Genomic DNA, 16,174 nt, shown 5'->3' on the forward strand with positions numbered 1-16,174 from the left:
AACACCCCGGAGAACCACCGTGTCCACCCCGCACATATATGACTTCGTCGCGGTCGGCCTCGGCCCCTATAACCTGGGCCTGGCCTGCCTCACCGAACCGATCGACGAGCTGGACGGCCTCTTCCTGGAGAGCAAGCCCGACTTCGACTGGCATCCGGGCATGCTGCTGGACGGCGTCACCCTCCAGACCCCGTTCATGGCCGACCTCGTCACCCTCGCCGACCCGACCTCCCCGTACTCCTTCCTCAACTACCTGAAGGAATCCGGGCGGCTGTACTCGTTCTACATCCGCGAGATCTTCTATCCGCTGCGCGCCGAGTACAACAAGTACTGCCGCTGGGCCGCGGGCAAGCTCTCCAGCGTCCGCTTCGGCCATGAGGTCACGTCCGTCACGTACGACGACGCCGACGGCCTCTACACCGTGCGCTCCCAGCGCCCCACCGGCGAGACCACCGAGCACCGCGCCCGCCATCTGGTCCTCGGCACCGGCACCCCGCCCTTCATCCCCGAGACCTGCCAGGACCTCGGCGGCGACCTGCTGCACAACGGGCGCTACCTGGAGCACAAGGAGACGCTGCAGGCCAAGGAGTCCATCACGATCGTCGGCAGCGGGCAGAGCGCCGCCGAGATCTACCAGGACCTGCTGGCCGACATCGGCAGCCACGGCTACCGCCTCAACTGGGTGACCCGCTCCCCGCGCTTCTTCCCGCTCGAATACACCAAGCTGACGCTGGAGATGACCTCGCCGGAGTACGTGGACTACTTCCACGCCCTCCCCGAGGACACCCGCTACCGGCTGGAGACCGAGCAGAAGGCCCTGTTCAAGGGCATCGACGCGGATCTCATCAACGCGATCTACGACCTGCTCTACCAGCAGAGCCTGGACGGCCCGGTGCCCACCCGGCTGCTCACCAACACCGCGCTCACGGACGCCTCGTACGACGAGTCCACCGGTACGTACACCCTCGGGCTGCGCCACGAGGAGCAGGAGCGCGACTTCTCCCTCACCACCCAGGGCCTCGTCCTGGCCACCGGCTACCGCTACCAGGTGCCCGCCTTCCTGGAGCCGGTGCGCGACCGCATCCGCTGGGACGACCACGGCCGCTTCGACGTCGCCCGCAACTACAGCATCGACACCACAGGGCGCGGCATCTTCCTGCAGAACGGCTCCACCCAGGCGCACAGCCTCACCTCGCCCGACCTGGGTATGGGGCCGTACCGCAACTCCTGGATCATCCGCGAGCTGCTGGGCCGCGAGGAGTACCCGGTCGAGAAGTCCATCGCCTTCCAGGAGTTCGGCGCGCCGGAGGGACCGCTCACATGACCCTGTTCAAGCGTCACGACGACCGTCTCGGCGGCTTCGAGCTGCGTGCCCTCGACCCGGAGGCCGACGCCGCGCTGCTGCACGGCTGGGTGACCCACCCCAAGGCGTCCTACTGGATGATGCAGGACGCGACCCTCGCCGACACCGAGGCCGAGTACCGCAGGATCGCCGACCACCCGCACCACGAGGCCTTCATCGGCCTCCACGAGGGCGAACCCGGCTTCCTCGCCGAGCGCTACGACCCGGCCGAGGTCGAGCTGAAGGGGCTGTACGAGCCCCGCGAGGGTGACGTCGGCATGCACTTCCTGTGCGCGCCGACCGACACCCCGGTGCACGGCTTCACCCTCGCCGTGATCACCACCGTCATGGAGTTCTGCTTCGACGACCCCGCCACCCGGCGCGTCGTCGTCGAGCCCGACGTCCGCAACGACGCGGTGCACGCGCTGAACGCGGCGGTCGGATTCGACGTCGTCGAGAAGATCGTCAAACCGGAGAAGGACGCCTACCTCAGTACCTGCACGCGCGAGCGCTTCGTCGCCGCGCGCGCCGCCCAAGGAGTATTCCGATGAGCCCCCGCGATGCCGTCGCCCACCTCACCCCCGACCTGTGGGAGCGGGCGGGCCGCCTCCTCATACGCAAAGCCCTCGCCGAGTTCACCCATGAGCGCCTGCTGAAGCCCGAGCTGGGCGATGACGGCCGCTACGCCGTCGCCAGCGACGACGGCTCGGTGACGTACCGCTTCGCCGCCCGCGTCCTCACCCTGGACCACTGGGTGGTCGACGCGGACAGCATCACCCGCCACGGCCGGGACGGCGCCGAGCGCCCGCTGGACGCCCTCGACTTCTTCATCGAGCTGCGCGGCGCCCTCGGCCTCAGCGACGACATCCTCCCCGTCTACCTGGAGGAGATCAGCTCCACCCTCTCCGGTACGGCCTACAAACTGGCCGCCGAGCCGGTGGGCGCGGCGCAGCTCGCCACATCCGGCTTCCAGGAGATCGAGACGGGGATGACCGAGGGTCACCCGTGCTTCGTCGCCAACAACGGGCGGCTCGGCTTCGGCATCCACGAGTACCTCTCGTACGCCCCGGAGACCGCGAGCCCCGTCCAGCTGGTCTGGCTGGCCGCGCACCGCGACCACTCCACCTTCACCGCCTCGTCCGACATCGACTACGACGCGCTGGTGCGCGACGAGCTGAGCGAGGAGACCCGGGCCCGCTTCGCGGAGACCCTCAGCGGCCAGGGCCTCGACATCGCCGACTACCACCTGCTGCCGGTGCACCCCTGGCAGTGGTGGAACAAGCTGTCCGTCAGCTTCGCCGCCGAGGTCGCCCAGCAGCGGCTGGTCTGGCTCGGCACCGGCGAGGACGAGTACCTGGCACAGCAGTCGATCCGTACCTTCTTCAACGCCAGCCACCCGTCCAAGCACTATGTGAAGACCGCCCTGTCGGTCCTCAACATGGGCTTCATGCGGGGTCTGTCGGCCGCCTACATGGAGGCCACCCCGGCCATCAACGACTGGCTGGCGGGCGTCATCGCCTCCGACGACGTCTTCCAGGCCGCCCGCTTCTCGATCATCCGCGAGCGGGCCGCCATCGGCTACCACCACCGCCAGTACGAGGCCGCCACCAACCGGTACTCCCCGTACCGGAAAATGCTCGCCGCCCTGTGGCGCGAGAGCCCCGTCGCGTCGCTGGAGCCCGGCCAGCGCCTCGCCACCATGGCCTCCCTCCTCCACACCGACGCCGACGGCGGCTCCTTCGCCGCCGCCCTCATCGAGGAGTCCGGCCTCACCCCGGCGGAGTGGCTGCGCGGCTACCTGGACGCCTACCTCACGCCGGTGCTGCACTCCTTCTACGCGTACGACCTGGTGTTCATGCCGCACGGCGAGAACGTCATCCTGGTCATCGAGGGCGGCGCCGTCCAGCGGGTGATCTTCAAGGACATCGCCGAGGAGATCGCCGTCCTGGACTCGGAAGCGGTCCTGCCCCCGGCCGTCGAGCGCATCCGCGCGGACGTTCCCGAGGACAAGAAACTGCTGTCCATCTTCACCGACGTCTTCGACTGCTTCCTGCGCTTCCTCAACGGCATCCTCGTCGCCGACGGGATCGTCGAGGAGGACACCTTCTGGCAGACGGTCGCCGACAGCGTGCGCAGCTACCAGGAGGCGATGCCGCACCTGGCGGACAAGTTCAAGCAGTACGACATGTTCGAGGAGGACTTCGCGCTGTCCTGCCTCAACCGGCTCCAGCTGCGCAACAACCGCGAGATGGTCGACCTCCAGGACCCGGCGGGCGCGCTCCAGCTGATCGGCACCCTGCGGAACCCGATCGCCCGGTTCCGCCCGGAGGGCTGAGCTGCGCTGATGGCCACGGGCACCGCCGCATGCGTGCGGCGGTGCCCGTGGTGTTCTACGACTTCCCGGTGCCGAAGTACGGTCGGCAGACCCCGCCCTCATAGTCGGTGGCGATCTCCAGCACCTGGCTGCCGTCCTCCGACGGCAGCAGGCTGGAGCTGTAGTTGGGGCACGAGTCGAGCTTGCCGGACTTCACGGCGACCGGGGCCGGGATCTCGCGCCACGCTCCTTCCCCGCCCTTGCTGTTGGTCCAGATCGTGCGCCCGCTGCCCTGGGCCCGGCTGCCGTCCTTGTTGTACATCGCCTGGCCGATCAGCAGCAGCTTGCCCTGCGGATTGCCCTCCTCCGGCGCCCAGGCCAGGTTCGGCGCGTGCAGGAAGTACTTCCCGTCCGCCGTCTCCGCCCGGGTGCCCAGGTCGGACGGGTCACCCCAGTCCCATCCGTCGCGGGACGTCCGCAGATGCGCCACGCACGCGTACTTGCCTCCGGCCGCGCAGATCTCGTACGTCATGACGTACGTCCCGTTCGGCAGCTTCCGCACGACCGGCATCCCCGGCCGGTCGGACTCCAGCTTGCTGGTGACGGTGTCGCGCGGCCCGCTCCACGAGACGCCGTCCTTCGACCGTACGGCGACGAGCTTCTGGCTGTGACGCGGATCGGTCTCGTCGGAGTAGTGACAGACCAGGTTCCCCTGCGCGTCGATGGAGAACTCCGGCTCCCACAGCCCCTTGGCACTCGGCGAGGTGGCGACCGTGGACAGAGGGCTCCAGTTGCGTCCGTGATCGGTGCTCTTGAACACCCGGATCGACATCCGGGGCTCCGGCTTCTCGTCCTGCCCGAAGGACGCGGCCCACAGCAGCGTCCCGGCAGGCATGTCCCCGACCTGCTTCGGCAGCTCGTACAGCGTCGCGCAGCACAGCCCCTTGCCGTCCGCCCCCTTCGGATCGGCGACGGCGCCCACCTGGCGGAAGCTCTTGCCGCCGTCGGTGCTCTCCTGAATCTCCCCGACGCCGTTGCCGCCCTTGTGGACGACGGACGAGGCGAGCACACGCCCGTTCGCGCTCCCGCTGTGCTGCAGCCGTATCGCCCTCGGATACAGCGCCCCGCCCTCCCCCAGCGCGGCGCGCCCCGCCATCTTCCCGGGCGCCGCGTTGTTGCTCACCGCCCCCTTCCCAGACTCACTGTCCTGCTGCGGGTCGCCGCGGCACGAGGTGAGTGAAAGAGCGCTGAACGCGACGACGAACGTCATGAGGAATGCCGCCGGGCCGCTGCGCCGACGTGAACGGAGAATGGTGGTTGCTGGCATGGGACAAGACTGCTCGTCGGCGCTGATGATCCACTAACAGGCCACTAACAGGAGCGCACCGTTCCCCTTGACGGCTTGCGTCGCACGCAATAGTTGCATACGCCCCATATCGTCGAAAGCCCGACACTTCACCCAGCCCCCGAACCCCTGGACGTACGCCCAACGGAGGCGAACCCCGAAGACCACATCCGCTACGCTGTGGGTGGTCAGTCGATGCCTCCGTGCCTCCGTGGGCCTTGCGGATAATTCCGAAACCGCAGGTCAAAGCATCGTCTCAGCGAGGCTCAGGAACGCCCTTTCTCCGAATCGGGAACGCGTGAGACGTCTTCGCAGGTCAGCCCAGTAGCGTGTTGTAGCTGGCGGGCCAGCACCGTCTGAACACTCGGGCGCCTCTTGAGCACGTATCGGTTCTCGCGAGTTGGGGCACGAGGCGGAAGCGGGCGGTGTGGCACTGGATGGCTTCCTTGCCCTTGCCGGTCCGGCTTGGGGTGGGCTTGATTCGCTTTGACGGACATCGAAGATCAGGGGTTTTGGCCCCGAAGGGATGATGTCCTTCATGGAGAGCATGGGGAAGAAGGAGCCTCGCCCTCGCCGCTCGTTCACGCCGGAGTTCAAGGCCGAGATCGTCGAGCTGAGCCGCCGCGGTGACCGCTCGGTCGGACAGATCGCCAAGGACTTCGATCTCACAGAGACGCAGTGCGCCTGTGGGGCAGCCAGGCTGAGGTCGACGCGGGTGAACGGGATGGCCTCGCCAGCGGTGAACGCGAGGAGCTGGCCGCGTTGCCGCGCGAGAACCGCAGACTGCGGGGGGACACGGACATCCTCAAACGGGCCACGGCTTTCTTCGCGAAGGAGACCCGGTGACGGTGCACCCGTTCATCGAGGCGGAGAAGCAGAGCGGCCACAGCATCAAGCGCGCGTGTGAACTGCTGAAGGTCTCCCGAGCCGCCTTCTACGCCCGCCGAACTGCAAAGCCCGGCCCCCGGGGCCGTTCGCGATGCCGAACTGACCCGGCAGATCGCCTTGGTCCGCCAGCACTCGCGCGGCACCTACGGAGCCCCGCGCATCCACGCCGCTCTCCAGCGCAGGGGTGCCGGCTGCGGTCGCCGGCGGATCGCCCGGCTCATGCGGCCGGCCTGCAGGGCATCCACGGCAGACGGCGGCACCCGACCACGATCCCTGATCCGCGAGCCGCCTGGCGGCCCGACCTTGTCCTCCGGGACTCCACCCCCAATTCCACGGCGGTCGACACCCCCTGGTGCGGCGACATCACCTACATTCCGACCGAGGAGGGCCGACTCTACCTGGCCACCATCATCGACATCGCCTCGTGCCGGGTAGTCGGCTGGGCGACCGCCGGGCATCTGCGGACCGACCTGGTCGCCGACGCTCTCAAAACCACCTGCCGCCAGCGCCGCCCCACCCGGCCGGTGATCTTCCACTCGGACCGCGGATGCCAGTACACCAGCCAACAATTCGCCTCCCTGGCAGCGGAGTTCGGTGTCCGCCGCCTGTCCGTCGGCCGCACCGGACAGTGCTGGGACAACGCCCTCGCCGAGTCCTTCTTCGCGACGATCAAACGGGAACTGCTCGGCACACAACCCGGTCCGAGCCGGGCTCTGGCTCGGACCTCAATCTTCGATTTCATCGAAGGCTGGTACAACTTGCACCGCCTGCACAGCAGCCTCGGCTACCGCAGTCCTGCCGAATACGAGCCCGCGCTCGCAGCCTGACCACCACACCGACGGTGTCCGTCAAAGCGGAACAAGCTCAGATGGAAACGGTGAAGTGAAGACTGGTCAGGCGGCTGGGCATGCGCTTGTCGTGCATGCTGAAGGTGGTTGGTGCGCCCGGAGCGCCAGGGGGCCATGTGTGTCGGTGTTGGGGCTCAGGAGATGCTTAACCGTTCGTCGTCTGGACATGGTTGACCTGACGGATTGATCGTTGTTCCTCGCTCACCGGCGAGGCCAGCATCTTCGGTAGGCGCCTGTGGATCCGCAGCAGTTGACCGAGTACCGCTACCGAGCCGTCCGTGAGGTGCTCGGTGCGTCCCCGATCGGTGAGGTCGCAGCCCGGTACGGCGTGTCCCGCCAGACTCTTCACGCCTGGCGGCGGCGGTTCGAGCAGGAGGGCATGCCCGGTCTTGCCGACCGTTCGCGGCGGCCGAGAAACAGTCCCACACGGTTATCCGCAGAGGTGGAGGCCGTGATCTGCGAGCTGCGCCGGCAACACCCCAGGTGGGGGGCTCGGCGGATCGCGCACGAGCTGGTCCGGCACCGGCTGGATACGTCGCCATCCCGGGCGACGGTGCATCGGGTGCTGTCCCGCAACGGGCTGGTACGGCCGCAAGAACAGCAGCATCCACGCCGATACCGGCGGTGGCAGCGCGAGGCACCCATGCATCTGTGGCAGATGGACCTGGTGGGCGGGGTGCCGCTGGCGGACGGGCGGGAATGCAAGATGGTCACCGGCATCGATGACCATGCACGGTTCATCGTCATCGCCTCGGTTGTCGCGGTGCCCAGCGCCCGTGCGGTGTGCTCGGCATTTACCGCGGCGATGCGCCGCTACGGGGTGCCCTTCGAGGTCCTGACGGACAACGGCAAGCAGTTCACCGGCCGCCACACGCGTCCACAGCCGGTGGAGGTGCTCTTCGAGCGCATCTGCCGGGAGAACGGCATCACCCAGAGACTCACCAAGCCGCGTTCGCCGACCACCACCGGCAAGATCGAACGCTTCCACCGCACCTTGCGGGAGGAGTTCCTTGACCACGTGGTGCCGTTCGAGTCACTCGCCGCAGCCCAGGAGGCGGTGGACGGCTGGGTGCACGCCTACAACCACCAGCGCCCCCATCAGGCACTGGACATGGCCACCCCATCCAGTCTCTTTCGGCCCCACGCCCCCGACCACGAGGCCGATGACCAGATGAAACAAGCGGCGGATGAACCGGAGTTGCTCATCGATGTTGTCGATCCGCCGGACCTTCCCCCGCATGGGACGGCGGTGGAACTGGAGCTGAGAGTACCGCCCAGCGGTGAGATCACCCTGGTGTCCGGCCGACAGCGGGTGGGCATCCATCAGGCACTGGCGGGACGGACGCTAACGGTCTGGGCGAACCAGCGCAGCATCCATTTCCTGCTGGACGGGCACCTGATCACCACGGTCCCGTCCCGGCTGCGGCCGGAGGACCTCGCCTATCTGACCATGCGTTACGGAGCTCGCCCGGCTGGTCCGGAACCTGCACCGGCCGCCCTGCCCAGAGCCCGCAGTGGCAAAGCCATCCTCGCCGCCGGCGAGCCGGTCGAAGTCGACCGCAAGGTCCAGCGAGATGGACTTGTCTGCCTGGCAGGAGGTCGATACCAGGTGGGCTTCGCCCTGGCGGGTCGCGCCATCACCCTCCGGCTCGACGGGCACCTCATGCACGCCATTGCCGACGACGCGCTGATGGGCACCTGGCCCTGTCCGGTGCCAGCGGACCGGCTGGGGCGGATACCCGGGGCGCGAACTGCTGCTTCTCCGCTGCCTCCTCCGCCCTTGCCGACTGGCTCTATCCGAGCCCAGCGCAAGGTGCATGCGAGCGGTCGCTTCATGGTCAATGGCCAGTTCATCAAGCTCGGCCCCCGGCATGCCGGAAAGATCGTCACCGTCATCATCGAGGACACCCATTTCCGGATCTTCCATGGGGAGAACGAACTCGCTGTCCGGCCCCGCAAGAACCCCGGCCCCATCACCAGGCTGTACGTCAAGGGCATGGGCACCCAGAAGGGCGGTCAAGCATCTCCTGACGACAATCCGTGAAGGAAGTCCTGAGACCTCACACCGACACAGGTGAACAGGCTCATGCGGCCGGCTCAGGTGGTTCCTGGTCATCCCCTTCTTGTGCGATCTCCCCGTCCGACACTTGTGGCTCCGGGGTCTCTTCGGTGACGGCGGGCAGGGTGCGATTGAACACCTTGGCTCGACGAGCACGGCCCTCTTGCGTGGTGGCGACTCCGCCCAACCCGGGACAGTCCGATGTCTCCATCAAACCCGGAACGTTCATCGAATCTACGGAACGCAAGCCGATACTCCCCGGCACGGGCGTTCCAGGCTGAAAGGCGCACGAAAGCTGGCCCGGCCCGTGCGATGCACAGGGGCAGGGCCAGAGAGAGCCCGCGCGCTGGATGCCGTGGACTGGTTAGCTAACCAGAGATGAAGGCGATGGCATCGTGGCTGTGGATGCTCTCCAGGTTGCGGATATTCACCGCGTGCCGAAGGCCCCGATCCCGGCAGGAGGCACTGACCGCGCGGGCCATGTCCTCGACGAACACCGGACTGTCGTACGCCTGCATGGTCAGGACACGCTCGTCGGCGCGCTTGACCAAGGGCACCACCGGCGCCGAAGCGGAGGACGACAGCAACCGCACGGCGCCGTGAACCGGCAGGGGGTAGGGGGTGTCGCCCTGGCCGGTCACGGTGAGCGTGACCTGGCTGCGTTGATTGTGTGCGCCGTAGTCGGAGATGGCCTTGGAACACGGGCAGAGGCTGGTCACCTCCGCGGTCACGGCCGTCTGGACCGTCACGTTGCCGTTGTCCCAGTGCCCTTCGATGCGGATGTCGTGCACCTGCTTTGACTCACGGCCGCTTGCCGGGGCGACCACGGTCGTGCTGACGGGCATGGCCATCGCCACGGTGATGGCGGGCGCATCCAGCAGATCCGCGCCGGTCTTGAGGACAGTGGGCAACCGCCGCGGGTCGAACCTCTGCAAGTGCTCGTGCACGAGGGCGACCATGCGGCTCATATGCGTGCCGCGCCGGTCGTGCTGGAGGCGCACCGTCACCTCGAAGTCCGCGATGCCCTCCTGGCGGAGATGGCCGTCCTCGAAGGACACGGGGTATCGGACACCGTCGATACCGACCCGGTCGAGTTCGATACCCCGGGAGTCGGTCTCGTTCTGGATGTCGTGCATGCTCACTCGCCCCGGTACGTGCAGCCCGACGTGCACGTCTCGCGGACCGTCAAAGCCGAGAGCCCCGACAGGTTGGGCTGGAGGCGCTCCCAGATCCAGCGGGCCAGGACCTCGCTGGTCGGGTTCTCCAGGCCCTCGATGTCGTTCAGGTAATAGTGGTCGAGTTGCGACTCGATCGGCTTGAACGTCCGCTTGAGGTCACCGAAGTCCATGACCCAGCCCGCCTCGGGGTCAACCGGCGCCTCGACGTGCACGATCACCTTGTAGGAGTGGCCGTGCAGCCGGGAGCACTTGTGGCCCTCGGGGACGTTGGGCAGCCGGTGCGCCGCCTCGAAATTGAACTCGCGAAAGATTTCCATTTACTGAATTCCCAGATACTTGTGCGTCTGGAGAGAGAGAATCCAGCGCGGGTTTTTCATGCAGTAGTCGACTACTGCACGGGTATTGGCCTCCAAGTCGGGGCCATCCATTGCTTGAAGGCGGAAGAACCTGAAGTCCAGATTCTCAAACTGGGAGGGAGCTCCGCCCAGTTGGGGGTAGACCAGCTTCAACTCGTCGCCCTTGGTGACTACGAGTTCGGAGCCAATCTTGGGGCTCACACACAGCCAGTCGATGCCCGCCGGCGGCACGCGCGTGCCGTTGGTCTCGACCGCGACCTCGAAGCCCCTGGCATGCAGGGCCTCGACGGCCGCCTCGTCGAGTTGCAGGAGCGGCTCGCCGCCCGTGCACACGACGAAGCGGTGCTCGGCGGACTCCGAAGGCCAGGCGTTCTCCACGGCTTGGGCGAGGTCCTCGGGCGTGGCGAACCGGCCGCCGCCTTCGCCGTCGGTGCCCACGAAGTCGGTGTCGCAGAACTGGCAGATGGCGCGGTGGCGGTCCTTCTCCAGGCCCGTCCACAGGTTGCAGCGTGAGAAGCGGCAGAAGACCGCCGGGCGGCCTGCATGGCTGCCCTCGCCTTGGAGGGTGTAGAAGATCTCTTTGATCAGATACGTCATTCTCAGGCGTCCTGGTACCGCACGGGGTCGGTGGAACCAGCCTCGGCGAAGCCCTTCAGGCGCAGCAGGCAGGTCTCGCAGCGGCCACAGGCACGTCCCTGCTCGTCGGGGTCGTAGCAACTGGAGGTGATGGAGTAGTCCACACCCAGGCGCAGGCCCTCACGCACGATGTCGGCCTTCGACATCTCCATGAGCGGCGAGTGGATCTTGAGCTGCTGGGTGCCCTCGACGCCGGCACGGGTCGCCAGGTTGGCCATCTTTGCGTATGCGTCGATGTACTCGGGACGGCAGTCCGGGTAGCCGCTGTAGTCGACGGCAGTGACACCGGTGAAGATGTCACTCGCGTTGACAGTTTCGGCGTATGCCAGCGCGAACGACAGGAAGATCGTGTTGCGTGCAGGCACATAAGTGATGGGCACGCCGCCCTCCTCGGTGTGGTCCAGAGAGTCGTGCTTGGGCACCTCGATGTCAGAGGTCAGCGCGGAGCCGCCGAAAACTCGCAGGTCAATGTCAGCAATGACGTGCCGGGCCGCGCCCTGGGCCTCGACCACGCGCTTCGCGGCCTCGAGCTCCACGCTGTGGCGCTGACCGTAGCGGAAGCTGAGGGCGTAGGGCGTGTAGCCCTGATCCTTCGCGATGGCCATGACCGTGGTCGAGTCCAGGCCGCCGCTCAGCAGAACGATCGCAGGACGTGCCATGCCTTACTCCCTAGTTAGACCGTTGTGTATGCCTGAAGCCTAGCGTGGAAACTGACAGGTAAAGTAACCGCCAGCAAGTACGAGTTATGAGTGTCAGGAGTCGAACCGCGTGGGGCAACTATCGCTGGTAGTTACGTGCACTGACCGCAAGGTCGAGAGGCCGGACGCGGCCCTGTGCGCCAGGAACTTGCCGGAGGGCAGTGTGAAGCAGCGCTCCGGCAACTGGCAGGAGCGCCTGCGGAGCGCGACCGCCCGCGGAGGGCCCTCTCTGCACTCCCTCTCGGACCTCTACCGCGGTGATCATTGGGCTCGGTCGCGCCGACTGGTGACGGCGGCCTCGGCCGCGGGGTACCAGGCGGAGCTGTGGGTGGCCTCGGCCGGGCTGGGCCTGCAACAGGTGGAGCCCGAAGTGCACAAGGCACCCGTCTATGCGGCAACGTTCAGCACGCGGCACGCCGATGCCGTTGCCACGTCAACGGAGGAGAACGCCCGGTGGTGGGGTCACCTTCAGGCGGGAACCGGTCGGGCCACGCTGCAGGAACTCGGCCGCCGGGGGCCGGTGCTGATGGTGCTGTCCGAGGTCTATGCGGGCGCCATGGAGGAGGAACTGCTGGCCCTGGGGGAGCAGGGCGGTGAGGCGCTGCTCATCGGGGGCGTGCGCGAGGTTCCCGGAGTGCACCGAGTCCGGTCCGACGCCGGCCTGAGCCATGCGGTGGGCGGCACGTTGACGAGCCTGAACGCGCGCATGGCAGCGGCGTGGCTCGAACACGCCGGGAACCATGCGCTCACCTCGCCGGAGGCGCAGAAGGCGTGGAATGCGTGGTCGGCCACCACCACGAAGCCGGTGCAGTACAACCGGGAGCCCATGTCGGATGATGACGTGATCGCTTTTATCGGGCGGGAGACTGCGAAGGTGCCGGACATCTCCCGCACCCGGCTGCTGCGGGCCCTGCGTGCCAGCGGTCGAGCGTGCGAGCAGAGCAGGTTTGCCAGTCTGTACAAGAGGACCATGGGGGAGCGGTGACAGAAGACGTCATCAGACGCAGGGCACTGCGGATCGAGCAGAATCCGGGCATCCCGCTGTACGTGTTCGCGCTCGAAGCGGGAGAGATTGACCGGGTGGCCGATGTCGCGCGGATCTCCCGGGACGAAGCGGGCAAATTGTTCGGGTACCAGAGGCCCGAGAAGAAGCAGCACGTGAAGCAGATCCTGGAGTACCTCGACAGCGAGGACGTGCTGTTCCCCAACGGCCTCATCCTTGCCCTTCCGACCTCGGTGCGGTTCCGGGGCAGCCGCGGACCGAACAGCACGGACGGTCTTTCCACCATCGGGACGCTGGAGATCTTCCTGCCCGAGTCGCCCAGCGCGCCCCGGCCTGCCTTCATCGTGGACGGGCAGCAGCGGAGCCTGGCACTCGCGCGCACCCGCAGATCCAAGCTACCCGTCATGGTGGCCGGCTTTGTCGCCGAGGACATCGAGGTGCAGCGGGATCAGTTCCTGCGCGTCAACACGGTGTCGCCACTGCCCGGCAATCTGGTGACGGAACTCCTCCCCGAGGTGCACACCAAACTCCCGACGAAGCTGTCCGCGAAAAAGCTCCCTTCTGTCCTGGTGAATGCTCTGAACCAGGACGCCGATTCCCCCTTCAAGGGACTGATCAAGCAGGCGTCGACCACCACGGACAAGCGATCCAGTGCCGTGGTGAAGGACAACAGCCTGATCTCCGCTATCGAGGAATCCCTGAAGCCGTCAGGCGCTCTTTTCCCGTACAAGAATCTCTCGAACGGGACGGTCGACACCGCCACGATCCGCACCATCCTCATCACCTACTGGAGCGCGGTACGGGACACCTTCCCCGACGCCTGGGGCGTGTCACCGACCAAGAGCCGCCTCATGCACGGCGTCGGCATCCGCTCGATGGGGCGACTCATGGACCGAGTCATGGACCGGGTCCTCGCTGTCGCCGAACCGGGTTCGCCCGAGGCCTACGAGCGGGCCGAGGCCGAGTTGGCGCTCATCGCTCCCCACTGCCACTGGACCAAGGGACGCTGGCCGGAACTCAACACCCCGTGGGACGAACTCCAGAACACACCACGGCACATTAGCACCCTTTCGAACCTTTTGATTCGTATCTACTTCCAGTCAAGGACCAGCGCGTCGTGAAATTCTATTTTCCGGACAGTCAGGACCAAGTCAGCCCGAGTTACGACTTCCTTAACGATGAATACTCCGACTTTCGCGTCCGGCAGCGCGATGACCGCTATGCGCACCAGGTAGTCACTCCCGCCCCTTACAAGGGCATACTGGTCAGCAAGGCCATCGTTGACGGCTCTGTTAAGGGTGCCGGAAAGTACACTGCTCCCCAGCGGCAGCGGCTCTACCGCCTCGGCGTCCGCGACTTCTTCCGACTCCCCGAAGGAATGGACAGCCTCGGAGACTGCGGCGCATTCAACTATGTCGACGAGAAGATCCCTCCGTACTCAGTTGAAGAAGTTCTCGATTTTTATGAAGGATGCCAGTTCGACGAGGGCGTCAGCATTGACCACGTGATCTTCGGCTACCAACCGGAGGCCACCGACGCCGAGGTCGACCCCGCGTGGGCCGAGCGCCGACGCATCTCGCTCAGGCTCGCCGAGGAATTCCTTGCCGGCATCGAGGACCGCAAGAGCAAGGTCATCCCCTTCGGCGCCGCCCAGGGATGGAGCCCGGCCAGCTATGCAGACAGCGTGACCCAACTCCAGGACATGGGATACAAGCGCATCGCTCTTGGCGGCATGGTCCCCCTCAAGTCCCACGAGATCATGGCCTGCCTTGACAAGATCGAAGAGATCCGCGACAAGGACAACACCAAACTGCACCTGCTGGGCATCACGCGCATCGGCAGCATGGAAGAATTCTCCAAGCGCGGCGTAGCCAGCTTCGACAGCACCTCCGCCTTCCGGCAGGCCTTCATGGACGAGCGCAACAACTTCCACACCGCCGAGGACACCTACACGGCCGTCCGGGTCCCCCAGGTCGACGGAAATCCCACGCTCAAGAGGCAGATCCTGGCGGGGGTGGTCTCCCAGTCAGCCGCCATCAAGGCGGAGCGCGAATGCCTCCACGCCTTGCGTGCGTACGGCAACGATCAACTGGAACTGACCGAGGCCATGGCAGCGTTGGAGACCTATTTGACTCTCGTTGACGAGAAAAAATGGGCCAAATATCACGACAAATACAAGAAAACCCTGGCCGACCGTCCCTGGAAGTACTGCTCCTGCCTTCTCTGCAAGGACCTGGGCGTCGAGATCGTCATCTTCCGCGGTACCGAACGGAACAAGCGCCGCGGATTCCACAACATGACCGTCCTCCAGGCGAAGATGAGCCAGCTCAACTTCACGTGAACACCCGAACCGCCCGATGTCTACGAACTGCCCACCTAGGAGATGATGTGGCCGACCGATACGCGTTGCGACTCCCCGCCCTGCAAGTGAATCAAGGCGACAAGCAGATCTACTGCTTCGCGGTCGATGGCAAGAAGCTGCACGACTTCACCGCCGTCTCGCGCATCCGCCGCGATGACGAGAAGCAACTGCAGGGGTATCAGCGCCCCGAGGCCCTCAGCCACATCCGGGCAATCCGCCGCTACCTCGAGTCCGACGGGGCGATGCTGCCCAACGCCCTGGTCCTTGCGTTCGACGACCGGGTGGAGTTCGTTGCGGGCCGGCCGACCAAGGGCATCGACTACGCCGTCCCGGGCGAGTTGGTCATCCCCGTCGACGAGTCGCTCGCCGAGCACGAAAAGCCGGCCTGGCTCGTGGACGGCCAGCAGCGCAGCGCCGCGATCCGGGACGCCGACCTGGCGGAGTTCCCCGTGGCGGCGGTGGGATTCATTGCCTCCCAGGAAGAGCAGCGGTCGCAGTTCATCCTGGTCAACTCGACCAAGCCGCTGCCCAAGGGCCTCGTGTACGAACTGCTACCCGAGACCACTGGCCAGCTGCCGCGCTCGTACGCGCGCCGCCAGCTCGCGGCGAAGATCATGGTCCTGCTGAACATGGGGGATGGCCCCTTCAGCGGAAGGATCAGCAGCCCCACGTCGCCCGGCGGCAACATCAAGGACAACAGCGTTCTGAAGATGCTGGAGCACAGCATCTATGAAGGCGCCCTGTACCAATACCGCAACGCCGAGGACGGTACCGGCGACGAAGAGGCGATGCTGGCGCACCTGCTGTCCTTCTGGAAGCCCGTGGCGAGCATGTTCGAGGACGCGTGGGACAGACCTCCCAAGGAGTCGAGGCTGACCCACGGCGTGGGCATCCAGGCCATGGGCTTCGTTATGGACCGGCTCACCGCGGATGTCCCCTATAACAAGGTCAACTGGAACAAGGTCCGCATCACGCTGCGCGGCCTGGAAGGCAACGTCGCCTGGACGTCAGGCACCTGGACGTTTGCAGACGGCCAGGAACGCCGCTGGAACAGCCTCCAGAACACGGCCAGCGACGTGCGGCTGCTCAGCAGCCACCTGCAGGCCTGGGTCGGCAAATAGTCACGCCTCCCTGCTGACCCACCG

General features: G+C 66.4%; 15 protein-coding genes. 10 read left to right on the forward strand and 5 right to left on the reverse strand.

Features of this window, described 5'->3' with window-relative positions; genetic code table 11:
- Positions 1 to 19: 19 nt before the first annotated feature.
- Genes ACWC5C_RS11915 through ACWC5C_RS11925 form a run of 3 tightly spaced genes read left to right on the forward strand, consistent with a single transcriptional unit; the run spans position 20 to position 3,677 of the window.
- Entirely contained in the window at positions 20 to 1,324 is a 1,305-nt protein-coding gene (locus ACWC5C_RS11915; protein WP_450875303.1) for a lysine N(6)-hydroxylase/L-ornithine N(5)-oxygenase family protein, read from the forward strand.
- Entirely contained in the window at positions 1,321 to 1,893 is a 573-nt protein-coding gene (locus ACWC5C_RS11920) for a GNAT family N-acetyltransferase (RefSeq protein WP_450875304.1), read from the forward strand. The genes ACWC5C_RS11915 and ACWC5C_RS11920 overlap by 4 nt, the downstream gene beginning before the upstream one ends.
- Entirely contained in the window at positions 1,890 to 3,677 is a 1,788-nt protein-coding gene (locus ACWC5C_RS11925) for an IucA/IucC family protein (protein WP_450875305.1), read from the forward strand. Before ACWC5C_RS11920 ends, ACWC5C_RS11925 begins: the two co-directional genes overlap by 4 nt.
- Positions 3,678 to 3,732: 55 nt before the next feature.
- Here ACWC5C_RS11925 and ACWC5C_RS11930 read toward each other — a convergent pair whose 3' ends face one another.
- The gene (locus ACWC5C_RS11930; protein WP_450875306.1) at positions 3,733 to 4,839 is read right to left on the reverse strand and encodes a sialidase family protein; all 1,107 of its coding nucleotides are present in this window, start codon (positions 4,837 to 4,839) and stop codon (positions 3,733 to 3,735) included.
- Positions 4,840 to 5,679: 840 nt separating this feature from the next.
- Here ACWC5C_RS11930 and ACWC5C_RS11935 point away from each other — a divergent pair.
- From ACWC5C_RS11935 to ACWC5C_RS11945, 3 genes are all read left to right on the forward strand, one after another.
- Positions 5,680 to 5,847 carry a hypothetical protein gene (locus ACWC5C_RS11935; RefSeq protein WP_450875307.1) on the forward strand — a complete coding sequence of 56 codons (168 nt, stop codon included), beginning with the start codon at positions 5,680 to 5,682 and terminating at the stop codon, positions 5,845 to 5,847.
- Positions 5,844 to 6,716 (forward strand): IS3 family transposase, encoded by an 873-nt coding sequence (locus ACWC5C_RS11940; protein ID WP_450875308.1) that lies wholly within the window; start codon positions 5,844 to 5,846, stop codon positions 6,714 to 6,716. The genes ACWC5C_RS11935 and ACWC5C_RS11940 overlap by 4 nt, the downstream gene beginning before the upstream one ends.
- 256 nt (positions 6,717 to 6,972) lie before the next feature.
- Positions 6,973 to 8,781 (forward strand): IS481 family transposase, encoded by a 1,809-nt coding sequence (locus ACWC5C_RS11945; RefSeq protein ID WP_450875309.1) that lies wholly within the window; start codon positions 6,973 to 6,975, stop codon positions 8,779 to 8,781.
- A gap of 383 nt (positions 8,782 to 9,164) precedes the next feature.
- Here ACWC5C_RS11945 and ACWC5C_RS11950 read toward each other — a convergent pair whose 3' ends face one another.
- From ACWC5C_RS11950 to queC, 4 genes are read right to left on the reverse strand one after another with little or no spacing between them, the layout of a single operon-like run.
- Positions 9,165 to 9,932, reverse strand: a complete 768-nt coding sequence (locus ACWC5C_RS11950; protein WP_450875310.1) for a GTP cyclohydrolase, FolE2/MptA family — start codon at positions 9,930 to 9,932, stop codon at positions 9,165 to 9,167.
- Positions 9,933 to 9,934: 2 nt separating this feature from the next.
- Entirely contained in the window at positions 9,935 to 10,291 is a 357-nt protein-coding gene (gene queD, locus ACWC5C_RS11955) for a 6-carboxytetrahydropterin synthase QueD (RefSeq protein WP_070198637.1), read from the reverse strand.
- Positions 10,292 to 10,927: a 7-carboxy-7-deazaguanine synthase gene (gene queE, locus ACWC5C_RS11960; RefSeq protein WP_450875311.1), complete on the reverse strand. Its 636-nt coding sequence runs from the start codon at positions 10,925 to 10,927 to the stop codon at positions 10,292 to 10,294. It abuts the gene before it with no gap.
- Positions 10,928 to 10,929: 2 nt separating this feature from the next.
- Positions 10,930 to 11,625 carry a 7-cyano-7-deazaguanine synthase QueC gene (gene queC / locus ACWC5C_RS11965; RefSeq protein ID WP_450875312.1) on the reverse strand — a complete coding sequence of 232 codons (696 nt, stop codon included), beginning with the start codon at positions 11,623 to 11,625 and terminating at the stop codon, positions 10,930 to 10,932.
- A 202-nt stretch (positions 11,626 to 11,827) separates the two neighbouring features.
- Here queC and ACWC5C_RS11970 point away from each other — a divergent pair, with 202 nt between their 5' ends.
- Genes ACWC5C_RS11970 through dbpB (ACWC5C_RS11985) form a run of 4 tightly spaced genes read left to right on the forward strand, consistent with a single transcriptional unit; the run spans position 11,828 to position 16,150 of the window.
- Complete coding sequence (locus ACWC5C_RS11970) at positions 11,828 to 12,649, forward strand: hypothetical protein (RefSeq protein WP_450875313.1); 822 nt, start codon at positions 11,828 to 11,830, stop codon at positions 12,647 to 12,649.
- Positions 12,646 to 13,788: a DGQHR domain-containing protein DpdB gene (dbpB, locus tag ACWC5C_RS11975; RefSeq protein WP_450875314.1), complete on the forward strand. Its 1,143-nt coding sequence runs from the start codon at positions 12,646 to 12,648 to the stop codon at positions 13,786 to 13,788. The genes ACWC5C_RS11970 and dbpB (ACWC5C_RS11975) overlap by 4 nt, the downstream gene beginning before the upstream one ends.
- Positions 13,785 to 15,008 carry a tRNA-guanine transglycosylase DpdA gene (dpdA, locus tag ACWC5C_RS11980; protein ID WP_450875315.1) on the forward strand — a complete coding sequence of 408 codons (1,224 nt, stop codon included), beginning with the start codon at positions 13,785 to 13,787 and terminating at the stop codon, positions 15,006 to 15,008. Before dbpB (ACWC5C_RS11975) ends, dpdA begins: the two co-directional genes overlap by 4 nt.
- Before the next feature lie 47 nt (positions 15,009 to 15,055).
- Positions 15,056 to 16,150 (forward strand): DGQHR domain-containing protein DpdB, encoded by a 1,095-nt coding sequence (gene dbpB, locus ACWC5C_RS11985; protein WP_450875316.1) that lies wholly within the window; start codon positions 15,056 to 15,058, stop codon positions 16,148 to 16,150.
- Positions 16,151 to 16,174: the final 24 nt, after the last annotated feature.

The organism is Streptomyces sp. NPDC001700, from assembly GCF_053596435.1.